This window comes from Paenibacillus sp. OK076 (assembly GCF_900110055.1).
Lineage (GTDB): Bacteria > Bacillota > Bacilli > Paenibacillales > Paenibacillaceae > Paenibacillus.
Genome location: NZ_FOCH01000002.1, coordinates 165,515 through 184,934 on the forward strand (window position 1 = coordinate 165,515; position 19,420 = coordinate 184,934).

16 protein-coding genes are annotated in these 19,420 nt (G+C 46.6%); 11 read left to right on the plus strand and 5 right to left on the minus strand.

Annotated elements, in window-relative coordinates:
* Window positions 1-2 precede the first annotated feature (2 nt).
* The 5 genes from BMY78_RS19640 to BMY78_RS19660 all read left to right on the plus strand — a co-directional run bounded on the left by BMY78_RS19640 (window position 3) and on the right by BMY78_RS19660 (window position 6,794).
* Window positions 3-3,137 carry a hybrid sensor histidine kinase/response regulator gene (locus BMY78_RS19640; RefSeq protein ID WP_090902849.1) on the plus strand — a complete coding sequence of 1,045 codons (3,135 nt, stop codon included), beginning with the start codon at window positions 3-5 and terminating at the stop codon, window positions 3,135-3,137.
* A 168-nt stretch (window positions 3,138-3,305) separates the two neighbouring features.
* Window positions 3,306-4,622 carry an ATP-binding protein gene (locus BMY78_RS19645; RefSeq protein WP_090902851.1) on the plus strand — a complete coding sequence of 439 codons (1,317 nt, stop codon included), beginning with the start codon at window positions 3,306-3,308 and terminating at the stop codon, window positions 4,620-4,622.
* An 88-nt stretch (window positions 4,623-4,710) separates the two neighbouring features.
* Entirely contained in the window at window positions 4,711-5,079 is a 369-nt protein-coding gene (locus tag BMY78_RS19650; protein WP_090902853.1) for a DUF4180 domain-containing protein, read from the plus strand.
* A gap of 54 nt (window positions 5,080-5,133) precedes the next feature.
* On the plus strand, window positions 5,134-5,616 hold the full coding sequence (locus BMY78_RS19655) for an SRPBCC family protein (protein WP_090902855.1): 483 nt from the start codon (window positions 5,134-5,136) through the stop codon (window positions 5,614-5,616).
* A 32-nt stretch (window positions 5,617-5,648) separates the two neighbouring features.
* Window positions 5,649-6,794, plus strand: coding sequence for an SGNH/GDSL hydrolase family protein (locus BMY78_RS19660; RefSeq protein WP_371129174.1), 1,146 nt, complete (start codon window positions 5,649-5,651; stop codon window positions 6,792-6,794).
* A 101-nt stretch (window positions 6,795-6,895) separates the two neighbouring features.
* On the opposite strand, the gene BMY78_RS19665 is transcribed toward BMY78_RS19660, so the two are convergent.
* Window positions 6,896-7,429, minus strand: a complete 534-nt coding sequence (locus BMY78_RS19665) for a dihydrofolate reductase family protein (protein WP_371129175.1) — start codon at window positions 7,427-7,429, stop codon at window positions 6,896-6,898.
* 74 nt (window positions 7,430-7,503) lie between these two features.
* Between BMY78_RS19665 and BMY78_RS19670 the strand changes: the two genes are divergently transcribed.
* The 4 genes from BMY78_RS19670 (at window position 7,504) to BMY78_RS19685 (ending at window position 10,459) form a co-directional block, all read left to right on the plus strand.
* Window positions 7,504-8,412, plus strand: a complete 909-nt coding sequence (locus tag BMY78_RS19670; protein ID WP_090902859.1) for a helix-turn-helix transcriptional regulator — start codon at window positions 7,504-7,506, stop codon at window positions 8,410-8,412.
* 268 nt (window positions 8,413-8,680) lie between these two features.
* Window positions 8,681-8,947, plus strand: coding sequence for a CD3324 family protein (locus BMY78_RS19675; RefSeq protein ID WP_090902861.1), 267 nt, complete (start codon window positions 8,681-8,683; stop codon window positions 8,945-8,947).
* A gap of 160 nt (window positions 8,948-9,107) precedes the next feature.
* Window positions 9,108-9,653: a GNAT family N-acetyltransferase gene (locus tag BMY78_RS19680; RefSeq protein WP_090902863.1), complete on the plus strand. Its 546-nt coding sequence runs from the start codon at window positions 9,108-9,110 to the stop codon at window positions 9,651-9,653.
* A gap of 248 nt (window positions 9,654-9,901) precedes the next feature.
* On the plus strand, window positions 9,902-10,459 hold the full coding sequence (locus BMY78_RS19685; protein ID WP_090902865.1) for a class I SAM-dependent methyltransferase: 558 nt from the start codon (window positions 9,902-9,904) through the stop codon (window positions 10,457-10,459).
* A gap of 106 nt (window positions 10,460-10,565) precedes the next feature.
* Here the strand turns inward: BMY78_RS19685 and BMY78_RS19690 are convergent, their stop codons facing one another.
* From BMY78_RS19690 to BMY78_RS19700, 3 genes are all read right to left on the minus strand, one after another.
* Window positions 10,566-12,383, minus strand: a complete 1,818-nt coding sequence (locus BMY78_RS19690) for an AbfB domain-containing protein (RefSeq protein WP_256222289.1) — start codon at window positions 12,381-12,383, stop codon at window positions 10,566-10,568.
* 290 nt (window positions 12,384-12,673) lie between these two features.
* On the minus strand, window positions 12,674-14,119 hold the full coding sequence (locus BMY78_RS19695) for a DEAD/DEAH box helicase (protein WP_090902868.1): 1,446 nt from the start codon (window positions 14,117-14,119) through the stop codon (window positions 12,674-12,676).
* A 291-nt stretch (window positions 14,120-14,410) separates the two neighbouring features.
* Window positions 14,411-14,767 (minus strand): hypothetical protein, encoded by a 357-nt coding sequence (locus tag BMY78_RS19700; RefSeq protein ID WP_090902870.1) that lies wholly within the window; start codon window positions 14,765-14,767, stop codon window positions 14,411-14,413.
* A 429-nt stretch (window positions 14,768-15,196) separates the two neighbouring features.
* Between BMY78_RS19700 and BMY78_RS19705 the strand changes: the two genes are divergently transcribed.
* Complete coding sequence (locus BMY78_RS19705) at window positions 15,197-16,135, plus strand: macrolide 2'-phosphotransferase (protein ID WP_090902872.1); 939 nt, start codon at window positions 15,197-15,199, stop codon at window positions 16,133-16,135.
* Window positions 16,136-16,171: 36 nt separating this feature from the next.
* The gene (locus BMY78_RS19710; RefSeq protein ID WP_090902873.1) at window positions 16,172-16,867 is read left to right on the plus strand and encodes a hypothetical protein; all 696 of its coding nucleotides are present in this window, start codon (window positions 16,172-16,174) and stop codon (window positions 16,865-16,867) included.
* Window positions 16,868-16,978: 111 nt separating this feature from the next.
* On the opposite strand, the gene BMY78_RS19715 is transcribed toward BMY78_RS19710, so the two are convergent.
* A complete protein-coding gene (locus BMY78_RS19715; RefSeq protein ID WP_090902875.1) occupies window positions 16,979-19,261 on the minus strand; it encodes a 5'-nucleotidase C-terminal domain-containing protein in 2,283 nt (760 codons plus the stop codon).
* Window positions 19,262-19,420: the final 159 nt, after the last annotated feature.

Consider the following 19,420-nt stretch of genomic DNA (forward strand, 5'->3'; position numbering starts at 1 on the left):
TGATGAAATTACTTCAAACGAAACGTATGGACCGTTACAGATATATGATCATCATGCTAATCATTGTTGGCGTATTGATTGGCATGCGCTCGGCATGGTCGGCGTTTTTCCATACGATTGATGAGCATCGCGTCGTTAATGGAGTGCTTGACTTAAGGGGCGTGGATCTGGATCAGTCCCCGGTCATGTACTTGAATGGGGAATGGGAACTTTACCCGGATGAGTTGCTGACCCAACAAGATATTGCGAAGAGGAATGGCGGTGCGAAGAGTGTCCAGGTCCCAGGAGACTGGGGGACTGCACAGAATCAGGAACAAGAGAGTTCGTACGGTTACGGAACATATCGCTTGCGCATTTTGACAGATCCGCTTCAGACGCCTGTCACCTTCTGGTTTAAGGGAATCCGAAATTCATCCGAGATTGAGATGAATGGATACAACGACGGGGGTATGGGTGAGGTATCCGCGGATAGCAGTACGTATATACCCAGAAGTACTTCATATACAGCGACTTACGATCACGAAGGAACAACATCTATTGAATTATTGATCCGCGTAGCCAATTACGACAGCCCGTATATGGGCGGAATTAGTAAGCCTGTTCGCTTCGGCTCACAGGCAGCCATTGATTTTTCGCGGTGGTACTCCATTGGGTTTCAGATGGTTACCTTTCTGATTTTGCTCCTTCACGGTATATATGCCTGTATTCTCTATGCATTTAATCCGCAGGAACGCGGCTTGCTGGTTGCGGCCATATTAACTTTATCTGTGGGCGCCGCAGTTATGATGGGTCATGATAATATTTTGATGTTATGGCTTCCGATTAATTATACCTGGGGCATTAAAATTCGATTAATCTCATTGTTGTTGCAAAATATATGTATCCTTCTGTTATTCCAGAGATTAACGATGGTTCATGTACGAAAGGCATGGCTACAGTGGCATGTTGTCATGACCTTGATCTATACGGCCGTGATTGTGGTGGTGCCCATTCATATTACCTTTGCCATGATCCATTACAACGTCATTAACGTATTCTTTCTTCTATCATTAATCTGGTATTTATACATCGTCGGAACAATGATCTTCAGGAAACAGGGGGATCGGGACATTGTGTTTCTGCTGCTTACCGCAGGAGGCATTACATCCAACCTGTTATGGAGTGTGGCCGAGACTGTCAGAGATGTGACGACAGTGTACTATCCAATCGATATCATTTTTGCGATTACCGGCTTCTCAGCCTACTGGTTCAAGAAGTACTTCAGGAATGTCCGAGAGAATATGAGACTGAATACAGAATTGCAGAAGAGTGACAAAATTAAAGATCAATTCCTGGCTAATACATCCCATGAACTGCGGACTCCGCTGCACGGAATCATTAACATCGCTCACAACGTGGTCACCCGAGAGAAGAGCAGGTTGGATGAACGGAGCCAGGAGGATATGGAACTGCTCATCACGATCGGTCGACGAATGTCCCATCTGCTTGGGGACCTGCTGGATGTAGTCCGGCTGAAGGAGCATCGAATTGTGCTGCGTCAGGTCCCCCTTTCAATACAGTCAGTGGTACCTGGTATTATCGCTATGCTGCAATTCATGGCAGAACGGAAACCGGTCCGCCTTCATATGGAAATTCCAGAATCATTCCCTCTGGTCCTGGCTGATGAAGAAAGACTTGTGCAGATTTTGTATAATCTGCTGCATAACGCGCTCAAACATACGGAGGAAGGGACGATCTCCGTAAGCGCCGAAATTCGTGAAGGACATGCCCTGATCCATGTGACGGATACGGGCATTGGCATGGATGAGGATACTAGGATGAGGATATTCCTTCCATATGAACAAGGGTCGTATGGAATAAGTGATGGACAAGGCATCGGGCTTGGACTGAATATCTGCAAACAGCTCGTAGAACTGCACGGCGGGGCACTAACGGTTCACTCGGAAATCGGAAAGGGCTCGGTATTCAGCTTCGATCTGCCGCTCGCGCATGAAACCCGTCAGGCTCAGTCGCAGCTCCCCCTGATCTGGGAACAGGCGATGGAGATAATGGAAGATGCTCCTGGTGGATTTCTGCTACCTCGCCCCGGTATGGGCGACGTAGAATCTTCGGCGACAGCGGAGATGGCCCCGTTGTTAAAAGAGGGGAGAGCCACCATTCTGGCTGTGGATGATGATCCGGTGAATCTGGATGTGCTGGTCAGTATTCTTTCAACCGAACCCTACACGATAACTACGGCCCGTTCAGGCCAGGAAGCGATGGAATTGCTGGGCACACGCCAGTGGGATCTGCTCATTACGGATGTGATGATGCCCAATATGTCCGGCTATGAATTAACCCAGAAGGTGCGGGAACAATTCTCCATGTCAGAGCTTCCGGTGTTATTGTTGACTGCACGAAGCCAGCCACCGGATATATATACCGGTTTTGCATCGGGGGCAAATGATTATGTCACGAAGCCTGTAGATGCGTTGGAGCTGAAATATCGGATACGTGCATTGACCATGTTAAATCAGTCCATCCAAGAGCGCCTGCGCATGGAGGCCGCCTATTTGCAGGCTCAGATTCAGCCCCACTTCCTGTTCAATACGCTGAATTCGCTTATGGTCTTAAGTGATATTGATACAGAGCATATGCGGAAGCTCGGTGAAGCCTTTTCATCCTATTTACGGATCAGCTTCAACTATCTCAATACAGGGGAACTGGTGAAATTATCACACGAGCTGGAACTCGTGGAAGCCTATCTTTTTATTGAGAAAACGCGATTTGAAGATCGCTTGTCGGTGGTATTGAACGTAGAGCCGGATCTTTCGTTGCTTCTCCCGCCGCTATCGATTCAGCCTTTGATTGAAAATGCCGTAAGACATGGGCTATTAAGCCGAAATGTGGGCGGGACGGTATGCCTGTCCATCTCTCGCCATGAGGGTTATACCCGTATTGAGGTGAAAGATAATGGCAAAGGCATCGAACCGGAGAAGGTTGCAGAGCTGCTACATGCTACGCCAGGTGGAAAAGGCGGAATAGGCATTGTGAATACGAACCGCAGATTGCTGCAACGGTATGGTCAGGGGTTATCTATTGTAAGTGAGCCCGGTGAGGGAACAATGGTGTCATTTGATATTCCGGATGAGATATAAGGAAATGGCCGCAGAAGTGAAGACTTCCGGCCTTTTTGTTTTGCTTGCACGTCGATTCCCTAATTTTTATTATTTTCTAATGCTTCTTACATATGTTAGTATATTTAACATTAGAAGCGCAGGTTTCGGTATTGGCGCTAAACGTTGCTATAGTGGGTGAAGAGATCGATGCGCAATTGGGTCAAAAATGAGAATGTGCAGATGACGGCCATTGCCTTTGCCACAGCGGTAGGTGCGCAATTCAAGATTAATCCATTCCGAGAAGATTATTTCCGAATCGGGTTGGGGGTCAGCATCCTTTTATTTCTGCTGATGATTATGCCGCACCTGTCTTATGTGAAGACAGGAATCTTGACAGGCATCGCGAATTTGCTGTTTCAGTCGGCAGATCTCATTAATCATGTACAGACCGTGTCCATTCTGGAAAGTATGCGGGACAATCTGGGGGCAGGCGTGTATTACGTGGTCTTTGCCTATGGGCTGAGCAAGTTCAGGCATCGATTTCATGAGATGCAGCCTCTTCTGCTCGGCGGGCTGATCACATGTATCGATTTCTCATCTAATTTTGTTGAGCTGCTTCTTCGCGGAATGTTAAGTGGGACCAATATCTTTTATATGAAGGAATGGTTGTATCTGCTTGTGGTGGGCGGTCTGCGAAGTTACTTTGTGATTGGGCTCTACAACAGTTTTGCGGTGAGGCAGATGCGGCTCTTGCATGCAGAGCAGGAGAAGCGAATGGAGCAGATGCTGAGCGTGAATTCGGGTCTGTATGGCGAAGCCTTTTATCTGCAAAAAGCCATGAATACGATTGAAGGCATTGCTGTAGACAGCTACGATCTTTATCGGGATCTGAGAGAGCAGGAATTGAACCAATATAGCCAGCGGACGCTCGGCATTGCTCAACAGATTCATGAGGTCAAAAAGGACTCCCAACGTATCCTTGCAGGTCTGTTGAAATTGTATGATAGCGAAAAAGCAGTGAATATGAGTCTTTCCGAGGTATTAAACTTTGCGATCAAAGGAAACCGGAAGTATAGCGAAATGCTGAACAGAAAGATTGAGATTCGCATCGAGCAGCAGTATGACTGTGACTCGCCTTACTATATTCCTCTCTTGACTGTCATGAATAATCTGATCGCCAATGCCGTGGAAGCTATTGAAAACGACGGAACGATTCGGATTCGAGTATTGGAAGAGGGAGCCGATGTGCAATTTGTAGTCATTGATTCGGGAAAAGGTGTACCCGAGGCGAAGCGAGATGTAATCTTTGAACCCGGTTATACAACCAAATTCAATGAAGTGGGCATTGCAGCAACCGGAATTGGCCTGTCCCATGTACGTGATATCGTTCAGTCCCTGGAAGGACGAATCAGTGTGGAATCGGCTCCGCAAGGGGATAAGGGCTCCGCATTTGTCGTATCCATTCCGAAAGCAAATCTGGTCAATGGGGACGGTGCAAACCAAATGGTTCAAATGGATAAGTAAATAAATAAATACACTCAAAAAGTCGTTGCTATTCATTAGGAAACTGCGAGATATTATAAAGAGAAAGGCTCGAGAAAGGAGAAATAAATTGAATATAACTATTGATCAACAGGGCAACTCCAAGGTTGCCATCATCGAAAGTGATGACATCGTTATTAACAATACTCAAGACGCTCTGGATCTGATGGCCTCTGTGAAATACACGGATGACGCACATAAAATCTTGATTGATAAATCCAATCTCACCGAAGATTTCTTCGAACTGAAGACCAAACTTGCAGGTGATATCTTGCAGAAATACGTGAACTACCAGGTGAAAATTGCCATAGTCGGAGATTTTGACGGATACAACAGCAAAAGTCTCAGAGACTTCATCTATGAGTGCAACCATGGCAAGCATGTTTTCTTTTTGAAAAACAAAGAGGAAGCACTCCAGGCTTTACATAATATCGATTAATTCCACATTCAGAGCGGTAAGCCATCGATTAATCCTTATGGAGGAGGTACCATTATGATTGCAGATTTGAAGTCAGTACCGAATGGCACCATAGCTTGTTTTGAACGTCATTGGAAGCACGCTGCGGAGGATGTATGGTCCTTTTTGACGGATAACGAAAAGCTTGCAAAGTGGTTCTCCGAACTCGAAGTAACGGACCTGCGAGAAGGTGGAAGCATCAAGTTTAATATGCCGGATGGTACCTTTAAGGAACTCAACATTATCGAGCTTATCCCTGGCACTATTCTCGAATATACCTGGGCAGAAGACCGTGTTCGGTTTGAGTTATATCCAGAGCCGAATGGGTGTCGTCTGCTGCTGCTCGAAACCATCCATCACATCACAAGCCATACACCTAAAGATTTAGCGGGGTGGCATGTCTGCCTGAACGTCATTGAGGCATTACTGGATGGTCGTACATTGGAATCTCGTGAAGCAGAATGGAAAATCTGGTACGAGAAATACCAGCAGCATGTGGATCGTTTTCTCAAAATCTAGTTAGATGAGACTGCCCCTTTGGGGCAATAATCATGCGGGAGGAACACATCGTGGGAGTTAATGAGAGATTACAATCGTACGCGTTGTCTGATGTTAGCAATCTCAAAGTACATGGCAGAACGACAGGACAACGGCCGCCCTTAACTTTGTTTTGGACCGGAAGTGCGGTTGAACTTAATGCAAAAGCTTCTGAGTTGTGGGTGGAGATCGAGTCCGATTATGACCTGTATGAACCTTGGATCAGCATTCTGATTAACGGTGTCCCGGTGAGCAGACAGATGTTAACGGCGGGTAGGTATTGGATCTGTGTATTCCGAGGAATGAACGAGAATGTGGTGAAAAATGTACGCATCGTCAAAGATGTACAGGCCATGAATGGAGATCCGGGCTGTTCCTTGCAGATTCATGCGGTGAAGTCCGATGGTGTCTTCGTACCTGTAGAGGAAAAACCGTACAAGATTGAATTTATCGGCGACAGTATTACATCCGGAGAAGGTGCAATTGGAGCCAAGACAGAAGAGGATTGGATTCCGATGTGGTTCAGTGCCATACATAATTATACGGCTATGACAGCAGAAGCGCTGAATGCAGAATACCGCGTCATCTCGCAGAGCGGCTGGGGTGTGCTGACGAGTTGGGATAACAATCCGAATGCAAATATCCCTGATTATTACGAGCAAGTCTGTGGATTGGTGACCGGAGATAAGAACGCAGCACTTGGCGCAGGGGACAAGCATGATTTTAACTCCTGGCAGCCGGATGTAGTGGTCGTTAATCTGGGAAGCAATGATGGAGGGGCCTTTCAAACCTCGGCGTGGCAGGACCCCGTTACCGGAAAGGTGTACAAGCAACGCCTGAACGAAGACGGCACTTACCATGAAGAGGATCTGGCTGCTTTTGAGAATGCCGTGACCCGATTCTTGACCCAACTTCGAAAAAACAATCCAGAAGCGCATCTTGTATGGGCATACGGCATGCTTGGATTCCCGATGATGCCAGCGATTTATCGTGCTGTTGACGCTTATACGAGACAGTCCGGAGATACGAAAGTCTCGGTGATACAGCTTCCCAATACGACCGAGGAGACGGTAGGCGCCAGAAGTCATCCGGGTGAGTTATCTCATCGAAAGACTGCTGATGCGTTAGCGGAGTATCTAAAGGGAATTTTAAAATTTTAATTTACATTTGAAATCGGAAGAGCCAGACCTCTCTTGAATTAGAGGGGCCTGGCTCTTAATTTAGTGCGCCTTGTACATCGGAGGAGATGTTTATACTACGGTTACTCCCCTTGTACCTGATAGCGAATCGAAATGATCTGTCCCAGCGTCTGCGTATGAATCATTTTGAAATGAGTTGGTACAGTCCCTGTTGGAAACAGGGGGATTCCTTTGCCAAGAACCTTAGGAATAATGGCAATCTCAACCTCATCGAGCAGTTGCTGTTCCAGAACGGCTTGCACCAGCTGGCCTCCGCCAACAATCCAAATGTCACCGCTGGAGTCCTGCTTCAATCGGGGAATCAGGTTCTCCACAGCCTCGTCCGTAAATTGTACATGTGGTGCAGGGGCTTGTTTGGAACGGGAAAGTACATACGTCGGGCGATCCGCATAGGGGAAATCCTCTGACAGCTTGAGCACCTCTTCATACGTAAGACGTCCCATGACCACCGATCCAATCGTTGAATAGAACTCGCCATACCCGTTATCGCCACCATCGCCTTCCACATCGAACAGCCAATCCACCGAACCATCCGGTCTTGCAATGTACCCATCCAGACTCATCGCAATATATAACACGACTTTATTGTTAGACATATCAATCGCTCCCTTCTGAAATGTATGATACACTCCAACTATGACAAATGTTGACGTAGTTAGGTGGGGTGAATATGAATAATCGAAAACTCGCATTGATGCGACTCATGGATTCGAGAAAGAAATTTACGGCTCGTGAATTGGCGGAGCGTTTTCAGGTGTCGATCCGTACGATCCAGCGAGATCTGAATGATCTGCAGGAGCTGGGCTTTCCTTTGTATACGGAGGTTGGAGTGAACGGGGGTTACCGAGTACTTCCTAATCGAATTTTGCCACCTCTTCAACTCACACAGCATGAGGCTTTGGGGTTGTTTATGATGATTGAATATTTGGAGAACGTCCCGGATTTTCCGTATGGATCGATTCGTGAGCATCTCGCCGAGGAATATTATTCAACTTTGCCTCAGGATGTACAGGATCTGATTACACGGATGAGGCAGCACATTACGTTCCTTCAACATCATGCTGTACAGGCCGAGGCAGTAACAACAGAGATATTAGGCGCAGCAGTAGATAAAAGAGAGATTGAATTTATATATCATTCCCGGCAGGGACATAAAACAGTACAGGTCTTCCCCATCGGCATCTATTACGATCACGGGTATTGGTATATGCCGGCCCGGAGGAAGGATCGGGTGCTGTTGTATCGGGTGGATCGCATGCAGGAGCTGGTTATACTGGATTCCATCGACGAGTCGGTTCCTACTTTGCAAGAGTGGCTGAATTTCAAGGAAGAGAGAGAAAGCGTAGAAGTTGTGCTGCAATTCACGGATTTTGGGGCGAGACTGGCAGGATCAGATGTACTGTTCAAGTCGGTTGAAGGGAATGAATGGCGAGGACTGGTTCCGCATGAGGAGTTTCCTTTTACAGCGCGGAAGCTGCTCTCCTATGGGCCTGAAGTGAAGGTGATTGAGCCGCTGGAGCTGCAACAACAAGTGAGAGAGATGCTGGAACGGAGTTTGAATCAGTACAATACGTTGTAAAAGGATATCGCGTTCTCATATGGAACATATATATAAGAGTACCATGAAAACAGCTTATAATAGGATTTACTGAATGGGGGGCTACCATGATTCAATTCATAAGAAGTTTCACGATCCGCTCTATGCAGAGTCCATGCGATGAACAACGGCGGTTGTTTGTATAGAGCTTGAAATTCATTTCCGCCACACCCGTATAATGCGTATAACAAGTGTTCATCGGTTGACTCTGCTGCCTTAAAGATTTTAACTTTTAAGGAGCGGAGCAAATATGAAATATATTAACGCAGACACCATCTTTCCGGAATCATTGCTAAAGGAGATCCAGCGCCACATCCCTGGTGGATTGGTGTATATCCCCAAACCGAAGGAAGCCCATCAAAAGTGGGGCGAGAATTCAGGCAGCCGGATGGTTTTGAAGCAAAGGAACGATGAAATCCGCCAGCTATTCGCTGCGGGCATGTCCATTGACCAACTCATAGAGCAATTTTGTTTGTCCATCGACAGTATCAAGAAAATTGTATATTCCAAAAAGTGATTTAAGGCTTAGAGCTGCATTCGAGAAATCGAATGTGGCTTTTTGTGCAGGATTTGGATTAAATAATTTGTTGCCTATATTGTGCAGGAGAAGACCAATACAATGAGATTACAGAACGTTTACTAACAAAACAGTACACTAGCCATGGGGGGAGTTACATTTGAAAATTGACGTGCAGATAGCGCATAACAACGAGTCATATATCATCAAAAATATGTATCCTTTATACCTTCATGATTTATCTGGACATTATGGGCTGGATGCAGAACACACCCCGAATCAACACGGGATTTTTGAAATGGGTGATGATTACAAAACGTTGCAAGATCAATATGATGTCCAGAACATATGGTGGGAAAAACCGAACGTTCTCTATACATTTTTGATTAGAGTAGATGGCGTACCAGCAGGTTTTGTATTTGTGGCTACTGCGCCTCATTGTTCGGCAGACACCGATTTCTTTGTACATGAATTCTTTCTGATGCAGCCATTCAGAGGTATGGGGATTGCAGAGAACGCTGCAAAAGAGGTATTCCGGAGATTTCGGGGCCGATGGGAGTTGTTCACGAATCCTTCAGAGAAAAATAAAGTGGGTCAACACTTTTGGCGTAAAACCGTATCGAACTATACCCAGGGAAATTATAAGGAGCTGCTGGACCAAACCCATGATGGTAAAAAGGTGATCTTTAGATTTTCAAATCGTTAATCGTTATTTTAGATACTTTAGTTTTATTATGTTTAAGGGCCAAAGGAGTAATCCGGTGGGCTCTTTTTTTGTTTATGGATATTTCTACGCATTTAACCCGCAGCATTCGCAAGGTTTGTCCTATCGGAATATGATATAGCATGCCAAGGTCGCCAATCTTCATTATTCTTCATCATCGTTTCATCGACTGCTTCTTCAAATGTGGATTCTATACTGAGCTCAGAAATCAAAATTGGGGGTAGGACAGCATGGAATGGTTATCTTTTTTTAATCAGTACATCCAGGGTCCACGATGGATTGGGGCGATTGCCCCCAGCTCAAAATATTTAGCAGCGAAAATGGTGAAAGACATCGCATTTGACCGTGCATCCTGCATTGTGGAATATGGGCCGGGCACGGGGGTGTTTACGGAAATGATGCTTGCGAACATACAGTCAGGGACGCTCCTGATCCTGATTGAAAACAACGCCCGTTTCTGCCAGTTGCTGCGCAAAAAGTACGGTCATCTTCCGAATGTACACATCATTCATAATTCTGCCGTGCATGTCGATCAGCACATACGACAATACGGACTGAACAAGGTTGATTACATTGTATCCGGACTGCCTTTTGCGAGTCTGCCTACGGAGGTTTCACTGGACATTTTAGCTAAATCAAGGCAATATTTGAAACAAGATGGCAAGTTCATTACTTTTCAGTACACGTTACTTAAACGAGGATTACTCAAGCAATTTTTCGAAAACGTAAGCATGACAAGGGTCTACCGTAACCTGCCGCCTGCTTATGTATTCAGCTGCAGCCGATAACAATGACGAATAGTAGACAAAAGAGGCTACATCTTCAGTTGTGAGTTCTGAAGAAGCAGCCTCTTTTTCGAGAAGTAGATGCTCATTCTCATCTCCGAGTGCTAAACTAAAAATCGCTTCGCCCAAACGTGGCGTCACCCTTCACCGTTGCGCTGCTGGAGGCATTGATGGCATCCAGCTGCAATACATAGTCGTAATGCCGGATGTAATATCCGGGCTGGCTGTACGACTGGAGGGATACTTTGGAGCTGTCAGCCCAGCCGGGGCTGCTCAGGAAGGTGGCATCTCCTTTGTAGGTGGCGGTATCCGTGTACGCTTCAAGTACGATTTTGTTGCTGGCATTGCGCTTCAGGAAGTAGCCAGGAAAGTTGATGGACTCCAGGGAGGTGCCTGTAGAGCTGCCCAAGCCGGGCACAACGCGGAAATGGGAATCCAGTACAGGTGAGACGTTGGCGTCGATCCGTGCAGTGAAGTTGGAATGACGGATGTACCGATCCGGATAATTGAAGGAGCTGAAACGGCTGTAATTTGTCGCATCAGGTGTTGCTGGGCCTAACATTTTGACCTCATGCAGGGTTGGGATGTACCAGTTACCCGGATTGTTCCACAGGACAGCATTGACCATATTAATACGCACATAACGGGCGGTAAAATGAACAGCGTCGGTCGTAAACCCATAGGTGGTGTTGCTGGTTCGGTCCAGCGTGGAGTAGTTGACGCCATCGTTGCTGATCTCAATTTTGTACTTATAATAGCCCTCCGAGCCTTTATACATAAACCAGGAGATATCGATCTCCGTGATGGTCTTCGGTGCGCCGAAATCGACCTGCCACCAGGCTGGCCAAGTATTGGACGATGCTGCCCAAGAAGTCTGATAGTTGCTGTCATTAACATTGGATGCAGATGAGCCGGAGGCTATGGAGATGGCGGTAGCTGTTTTGCCTTGGGCGTGATTAACAAGAGAAGGTGGCGTTACCGTGCCTGTTACAGCATCGATATTCCACTCTTTGTACCATTCCAGTGAGGCGGTTCCGTTTGAATCATCTAAGGTTAAAGGAAGCCAGATATGTTTATGTTCACCAAGATTGAGTGGATTCCAGCGGTCGCCCATATAAATATAAGATGTGGTGCTGCTGCCTGTAATGGTGGCAATATCATGGATCTGGGAGCCGAAGGCCGATGGATTGCCATAAGGTGTAAGAGCGGACCATGGGCCTGTCATAGACGATGTGGTTGCATACGCGCCCTGGTTTGGATACCAGCCAGCAGCCTGGGAGGTGAAGAGGTAGTAACGATTGCCCTTTTTCACAACGGCAGGAGCTTCACGATAGGCGTTCTCGAATTGCCAACCCACAAAGGATTCCACACCGGTATAGCTGGCGTTCATTTTGAAAATAGCCATGGTATCATTAGCCCCGCCATTCTTGCGGGATGCTGTGATCAGATAACCTGTACCGTCTGTATCTATAAAAACAGTCATGTCTCGTGACTCGTAATCCAAAGGCCGAAAACTTCCCTCATACGTGTATTTACCGTTTGGTGTGCTACTCGTTGCTACCGCGACCCGTCCCAGATTGTAATCTGTACCGTTCTCGTAATGTGCCCATAGCACATACTGCTTTGTGGCGGCGTTGTAGATGACTTTGGGACGTTCGATTTTGCTGGAGGCCAGCTCGGTGGCTGAATCCTTGGTCAGGATGGCATTGCTGAACGTCCAGTTCTTCAGATCGGTTGAAGTATAGACATTAACGCTGTCAAACTTGCCGCTGACCGCATGCTCGCCATACCAGTAATACGTGCTGCCGACTTTCAGAATGTTTCCGCTATTGGCCTGAATGGGATTGCCTGCGGTATCCAGCCAATCGGAACCGTTGGTGATCGTCACGCTTGCCGCGCTGGTCCGCTCGGGATGAAGGCCAAACATGGTTAGCGTGAGCGCGAAGACCAGAAACCAGACTGCTTTCCTGTTGCCCATTACACACACCTCCTAATATCGGTCCTTTGTGAAGCGTTTACATATTTAGTGTAATTAAAATGGAATCTTGTACAAGTGAACAATGTGTACCCTGATGAACAAATGGAACTTTATCCCGAATATAGCGGGGATAGCGAGTAATTTTATCTCATTTCAATATATAAAAAAGAGGATAGTCGACTTATAAAATAAGCCACTATCCCTTATTGAATAACACTCTATTTTAACGGGTTCAAAATCTATTTATGACCTTTGCGAACCTTGAGCTGCATTTTCTTGATCGTTGTATTCTGCATTACCTCAAGCACAAGTGGTCCTTTGCCGTTCAGAATTTCCACATCGGTTACATTATCCAGAATGGTAATAATCCCGATGTCGTCTGCAGTGACGCCTTCAATCTTGGCGATGGTGCCCACGAAGTCTACCGCACGAAGTTTCTTTTTCTTGCCTCCGTTGAAGTTCAGCTTCATGATCTGTTGGTTCAACTGTTCACGCTTGTCCTTTTTGCGATCAGGCACGATTTTCAATCGCTTCTCGAACTCTTCCCGGCGACGGTCCACAGCTTCCTCGGAAGGAGCTTTAACGACAGGGATCTCAAATCCGATATACGATTCGATCTCGGCCAGGCGTCTGCCATCCTTCGGGGTAACCAAAGTAAAGGCTTTACCTGTTTTACCTGCGCGACCCGTACGGCCTGTACGGTGTACGTATCCCTCTTTTTCCAAAGGAATATCGTAGTTAATGACATGGGTAATATTCGTGATATCAATCCCGCGCGCGGCTACATCCGTTGCAATCAGATAACGGAATTGTCCTCTTCTGAATGCATTCATCACTTCGATGCGCTCATCTTGTTCCATGCCTCCGTGGATGCGATCCGCTGGATAATCGAGATCAGCCATGACCCGGAACAGTTTATCCACGTTCTCCTGCGTACGACAGAACACGATACAGCTATCTGGGTTTTCAACAATAAACAAGTCCTGAAGCAGCGCCGTTTTGTTCACCTCTGACACGTGAATCACGGCATGTTCAATCGTGGCTGTGGTAAGACCACTTGCCTTGATCTCAATCTCGACCGGATTGTTCATGTATTTGCGTGACAGCTTGGCTACATCTTCAGGGAACGTCGCGGAAAATAACATCGTCACTCGCTCACTAGGCAGTGCTTGAATAATGGATTGCACCGTCTCGATGAAGCCCATGTTCAGCATCTCATCGGCCTCGTCAATGACAAGGTATGAGATCCGATCCAGCGGCAGGGTGCCACGTTCGATATGGTCCAGTACCCGTCCAGGTGTGCCTACAGCGACATGTGTTCTTTGTTTTAACTCGGCTTTTTGAACATGAAAAGGAGACTGACCGTATAGTGCGGTTGCTTTAATACGCTTAAAGCGTCCGATATTGGTAATGTCTTCGTTCACTTGCAAAGCCAGCTCGCGGGTTGGCGTGAGAATCAAAGCCTGGGGTTTATTTTCGTTCCAATCTACCAGCTCACAGACTGGAATGCCGTAAGCGGCTGTTTTCCCGCTGCCTGTTTGGGATTTGACCACAAGATCTTTATTTTCAAGGGCGACTGGAATAACTTTGGTTTGAACCTCCGTTGGAGTTTCATAGCCCAGGCTATCCAGCGCTTTTACGATTTCTTCGCCAAGTCCATAATCTTTAAATTGTTGCTTACTCATCGTTAACCTCTTTTACGTTAGTTTTGAATACAGGGGCGTTTGGAATCGCATTTTGCGATATGCTTACATATAAGCATTGCACCGTACATTTATCGTATACCTCTTCATTATACTCCATATATAGGTGCGCTAACGGAGTAATTGCTATGAGCATCTAGTTTAATGCTGCCAAACTTCATTTTCTGAGAAAAATTATGCGGCTGTACTTATGGGAATTGCATAAATTCCTAAGGGTGAAGGTGTATCAAGTCGTTTCACGTGAAACGAAATGTATCGGACTCAATACCTTTTTTAATGAATAACCATCTTCAAGGCTGTGGTCTGCGGGGGAGAAGATTTGGCGATAGACGGACCTGTCCACACTTCAGCCCTGCGTCCAACCAATGTTGCATCCAAAGGGGCAGTGACGGTTTCACCATTAATGATAAGTTCGGCATTTGTATGAAGAGAAATCAAGACGGATCCTGATTTATTACCGTTATCTTCTTCATTATCGATGAGGACCTGTCCCTTTTCTTCAACAAAATCCGTGATCACCCCGCTAACAGGAGCTGTCCCTTCCTCCTTTTCTGCTGATTCTGAAGCGCATCCTAGCGTTAACAGAAGCAAAACGAGCGGTAATAGGGATAAGCTTCGTACAATGGACATTCGTTGCTCACCTCATTCTTTTTGTGATGTATCTATACGTAAGACGGTTGCTGAGCCACTAAAGTTCCTGCACATCGCTGAAAAAAAGTATAAATCTACATTGAAGCTGGAACTGGAAAATGGAATATGTTAACATATGGGTAACTTACGGAACGGAGGGATACGTGTGGCAAATTTTATCCGATGGAGATAGTATGGCGAAACGTTTGTTTGCGCTTGCTGTATTTCTGCCTGTGTGCAGCTCATCGGGATAGGTTTGCCTATTTACACGTATGCCGCTAGTCATTAAAGAAACGCTCTTTTAGAGTGGTTCTTTAGTGTACTACTATTTTTTGGCGAGCATTCAGGTACACCCCATATCCGCAATGAACTGCACAGGCATGGATGTCTGTGTTTTTTAATTTATTGAGGAAAAGGGGAGATCCTGAAATGACAAAATTGAACGTGAATGAGCAGTTGAAATTTCAAAAGGAACTAACATCTTTAGCTGCAAAGAATGGGCTTCATATTGCTGAGGAATCCATAAAAATCAATGAGTCCGGTATGGACTTTCGGGTAGCGTTTGCCACCGATGAACAGGGACAACAGTGGATACTGCGCCAGCCACGGCGCGAGGATGTATGGGAAAGAGCCGAAAATGAGCGCAAGGTGCTGGAGGTTGTAAAAAGCCGTCTACCGGTAGAGGTACCAGAGTGGCGGATTTGTACACCCGAACTGATCGCTTATCCTTTACTTGATGGAGAACCGATTGCGGTCGTTGATCCGGCAGGGGGAGGGTACACATGGCGATTTCCACAGGAAAACTTATCCGATAATTTCTTGGATTCGCTCGCTACTTCACTAGTGGCATTGCATAACATTGATCCTGATGAGGCGATAAAGGGCGGAGTGCGCAGCAAGACGCCTACAGAAGCTCGTAAAGCTTTTGCAGCCAATATTGAAGAGATTAAACAAAGCTTTGAGGTGCCAGTTCAACTGTCCGAGCGGTGGGAAGCGTGGCTGACAACGGACAGCTATTGGCCTGAGCACTCAACGTTCAATCACGGTGATCTGCATCCACCGCATATTATCGTCGACGATGCCCAGCGGGTTACCGGACTTATTGATTGGACAGAGGCGGAGATTGCCGACCCGGGTAAGGATTTTGTCATCTATTATGCGCTCTTCGAAGAGGAAGGCTTGCGGGATTTGCTCAATCGCTATGAGAAGGCAGGGGGAAGGACATGGACGCGGATGCTGGAGCATATTCGGGAGCAGTGGGCGGCATACCCGGCAATTGTGGCACAGTTTGCATTAATCACTGGGGAAGAATCCAATATGGAAATGGCGAGAGGTATGCTTGCGAGTTGGTACGTGAAGCGGGACTAATATAAGGCGAGAAAACGCTAGTGAGGAGAAGGGTGCATGACACAATTTCGTGTAGTGTGTTGGTTGTTTGCAATCACGTTTACAGTCGGTCTATTGGGCTGCTCGGCCCCTTTTTCTAACTCAGATGATGATCAATCAGATGTTTTAGATGTTCTCTCCCAAGATCGGTTACAGGAACTGAGGGAGGAGTACCCATTCTCGCCACAGTCTCTCGTTACTCCATGGATGAAAAAAGTGACCTATAGAGAGATTATGGACTTCGCAGATGCAGTTGTTGTGGCAGAGGTTGTGAGCGTGCTGCCGAATTTCAGTATGTTGATAACCACTGAACCGGATACACCTGAACGAACAATGACAGAAAAGCAGGAGACTACGGGAATGACTCCCTACGAAGCTGAGTTCGTCTCTTACAAAGTAAAGGTGCACGAAGTGATTACAGGAGCAGATGTAGCCAAGGAAACATTTCTGTTCTATAACGCAGCGTTTGCGGCGCTTGAGCCTAAACTTATGCCTGGTCAGAGACTAGTTACAGCGGTCAAAAAGGGGGTAGAGTCCGAGCAACGTGGAGGTTATTCCTTCTCTCGTTATGGCACGTACTATGTCGTAGATGGGGATTATGTCCTTTCTGCCTACGAGGGGTTCTCCAACGAGGCGCTTGAATTCACCAAACAAACAAATGGAATCAAGCTGGATCAGTTTGTGAAAAAGGTTCGAAGCTTGGCGCAGGAGTAAGTGAACACGTAACGTTTGGCTCTAAAATAAAAAAAAGACCTCTTCCACATGCACTGTGGAGGAGGTCTTTCTTATGAATAGATTAATTACTTAGAGTCGTCAACTGGCAATCTATTTCAGCATACTTACATATTTTCCGTAGACATAAGATACGCGTCCATCCAGTTTCACTTTGACCCAGCCATACTTATCTGTACTGATTACCTCAAGGACGGTGCCTTTCGGTACGGCAGTAACTACTTTGGCTTTGGATGAAGCGCTGGAGCGAATATTTAGGTAGGCCGCAGTAACCTTGGCTTGTTTACCTTTAACGACTGTAGCTGGTTTATCTGTACTTGGTGATGTCGATGGTTTACCGGGTTTCGATGTGTCTGGTTTCGGTACCGTTGGTGTCGTCGGCTTCTCAGGTGAAGTCTCTTCTTCACCACTGCCAGGGGACGCCTTGCGAGCTTTATTCAGCTCTTGATAGAACTCCCCTTTGGTTTTCACGCCAGAGAATTTCGCGACACTTACGTTCGCTTTGGCGGCAAGTGCAGTCATTTCTTCTTCAGTCACCGCATCCAAAATGTTAATGGACGCAATATTGGTATACTTGCCATCTTCCGTTGTCGGAACAGACAGGATACCATCATTAATCAGCTCTACGATATCTGCACGTGCAGGTGCTGTCAGATCGACACCGGTGATTTTCCAGTTGTACTGGATTTTCGGTTCATAAACGCCTTTCATCACGTCTTTGAGATAAGCAATGGACAGATTACGGATCGTACCTTGAATCTCGCCAAATGCCGAAGCATCCTTGGAGGACCACAACTGCTTGAACTTACGTCCTTCCAGCGCTCCACCTTTGGCAATCAGGGCTTCCATCCGGTAGGCATTCATGCCGAGCTTGAGTGTATCGTCTTCTTTAACCACTTTGCCATTGCTGTATTTGAGGTTCGTAATCCGACTGCCGTAAGGCTTGGTCAGGTCAATCTCATACGTCACTCCGCCGAAGAAATCGTCGGTGCTGTATTTGGAGGCACGTCGTTTCGGATCAAAACTGATCGTCACATCGCCAGGGCGTGTGGAGTTAAAATAACCCGCAGACCATTCCATGTAATCCTTCAGATCACGTCCGGTCACTTCATATACCGTTACTTCACCAAAGGTATATTGGTAGTTGAACGCAATATCCTTTTTCTTGATCGGTCCGACATCCAGCTTGGCCTTATCGTTATCGATCTGGTGCGCGACTACGTCGGCATCGCTATAATGCAGCATGACTTCAGTGAAGAAGTCAGAGAGTGGTGTCTCCTGGATCTGCACAGCAGGAATGCCTTTGATCTCATCTGCTGGTACCAGGTTGGTTCCTTTTAGTTCGGCTACTTCAATGTTGGCATCTGCACGAGCGAACTCGTGAAATGGATGCAGTGTATCTTCCAGTCCGGGATCGGACACTTCATAAGAGCCATCAGCTGCTTTTACAGCGAGTGCTTGAGCTTCCTTGCTTTTCAGTACAACCTTGTCGCCTTCTTTGGCAAACGTGAGGTCAATCCGTGAAATGTGTGAACCATATTTGTTCGGCTCGGAGATCAATACGCCGTTAACCGTTTGAGATTCAATCAGCGTATGCATGTGTCCGGCAAAAATAGCAGCCAGCTCCGGGTTGGCATTGGCGATATCCGTAACCCCGGTGCCCGGGTTCCCGTTCTCGTTATCCAGTCCCATATGCATAAGTCCAACCATGACGTCCACTTTGCCTTTCAGCTCAGCGATGGCCTTCTTGGTCTCTTCCACCGGGTCTTTGACAATGATGCCGTCCAGGTGGTCTGTACCTTTCTCGAACTCGGTAATCATAGGTGTGTTCATTCCGATGACGCCAACCTTGATACCGTCTTTCTCAATAATTGTATAAGCAGGCATGTAGCGGTCGCCGTTTTCTTTGAATATGTTACCTACCAAGGGTTGTCCCTTGAACTGTGAGGAAATCTTCTCTAATACGTCCAAACCAAAGTTAAATTCATGATTTCCCATAACCCATGCGTCATATTTCATTTCGTTCATTGCGACCATCATAGGAGATTGAGGTTGATCGTTGAACAGTTCAGCCGAGTTGTCCTGAATCATGTCGCCTGCATCCAGCAGAATCGTATTCGGATTCTCTGCACGTACTTTTTTCACGATGGTGTAGAGCTGTGTCATGCTGCCTGTCGGATTCGGACCGTCCAGAGCGTAGTCCCACGGCATAAATCGGCCATGAATGTCCGATGTTCCCAGCAACGTAATCTTGGTTTCCTTGTCTGCTTCAGCAGCCTGAGCCGGAGTGGAGGCAAAAGGTGCGAAGAGGATGGAGGCACATAAGAGGAAGGATAAGGGCCATCCGGCATAACGTTTCGGCGAAAATTTGCGCATGTTGTAATCTCCCTTGTTATCTAGTGTTATGTAAAGATATGTGTCATTGGAGTTAATACTAGATAAACATTTGGTAAATGTAAACCACAAAATGACAAATAAAAGAGACCGCTTTGGATCATTCCATAGGAATTGACTGGAAAATGATCAGAGTGGTCT

Coding starts and splice junctions, on each gene's coding strand:
- BMY78_RS19645 (WP_090902851.1), top strand. CDS start 3,306: ATGCGCAATTGGGTCAAAAATGAGAATGTGCAGATGACGGCCATTGCC.
- BMY78_RS19695 (WP_090902868.1), bottom strand. CDS start 14,119: ATGAGTAAGCAACAATTTAAAGATTATGGACTTGGCGAAGAAATCGTA.
- BMY78_RS19685 (WP_090902865.1), top strand. CDS start 9,902: ATGGAATGGTTATCTTTTTTTAATCAGTACATCCAGGGTCCACGATGG.
- BMY78_RS19655 (WP_090902855.1), top strand. CDS start 5,134: ATGATTGCAGATTTGAAGTCAGTACCGAATGGCACCATAGCTTGTTTT.
- BMY78_RS19640 (WP_090902849.1), top strand. CDS start 3: ATGAAATTACTTCAAACGAAACGTATGGACCGTTACAGATATATGATC.
- BMY78_RS19660 (WP_371129174.1), top strand. CDS start 5,649: ATGCGGGAGGAACACATCGTGGGAGTTAATGAGAGATTACAATCGTAC.
- BMY78_RS19665 (WP_371129175.1), bottom strand. CDS start 7,429: ATGTCTAACAATAAAGTCGTGTTATATATTGCGATGAGTCTGGATGGG.
- BMY78_RS19705 (WP_090902872.1), top strand. CDS start 15,197: ATGACAAAATTGAACGTGAATGAGCAGTTGAAATTTCAAAAGGAACTA.
- BMY78_RS19670 (WP_090902859.1), top strand. CDS start 7,504: ATGAATAATCGAAAACTCGCATTGATGCGACTCATGGATTCGAGAAAG.
- BMY78_RS19690 (WP_256222289.1), bottom strand. CDS start 12,383: ATGTTTGGCCTTCATCCCGAGCGGACCAGCGCGGCAAGCGTGACGATC.
- BMY78_RS19715 (WP_090902875.1), bottom strand. CDS start 19,261: ATGCGCAAATTTTCGCCGAAACGTTATGCCGGATGGCCCTTATCCTTC.
- BMY78_RS19700 (WP_090902870.1), bottom strand. CDS start 14,767: ATGTCCATTGTACGAAGCTTATCCCTATTACCGCTCGTTTTGCTTCTG.
- BMY78_RS19710 (WP_090902873.1), top strand. CDS start 16,172: ATGACACAATTTCGTGTAGTGTGTTGGTTGTTTGCAATCACGTTTACA.
- BMY78_RS19675 (WP_090902861.1), top strand. CDS start 8,681: ATGAAATATATTAACGCAGACACCATCTTTCCGGAATCATTGCTAAAG.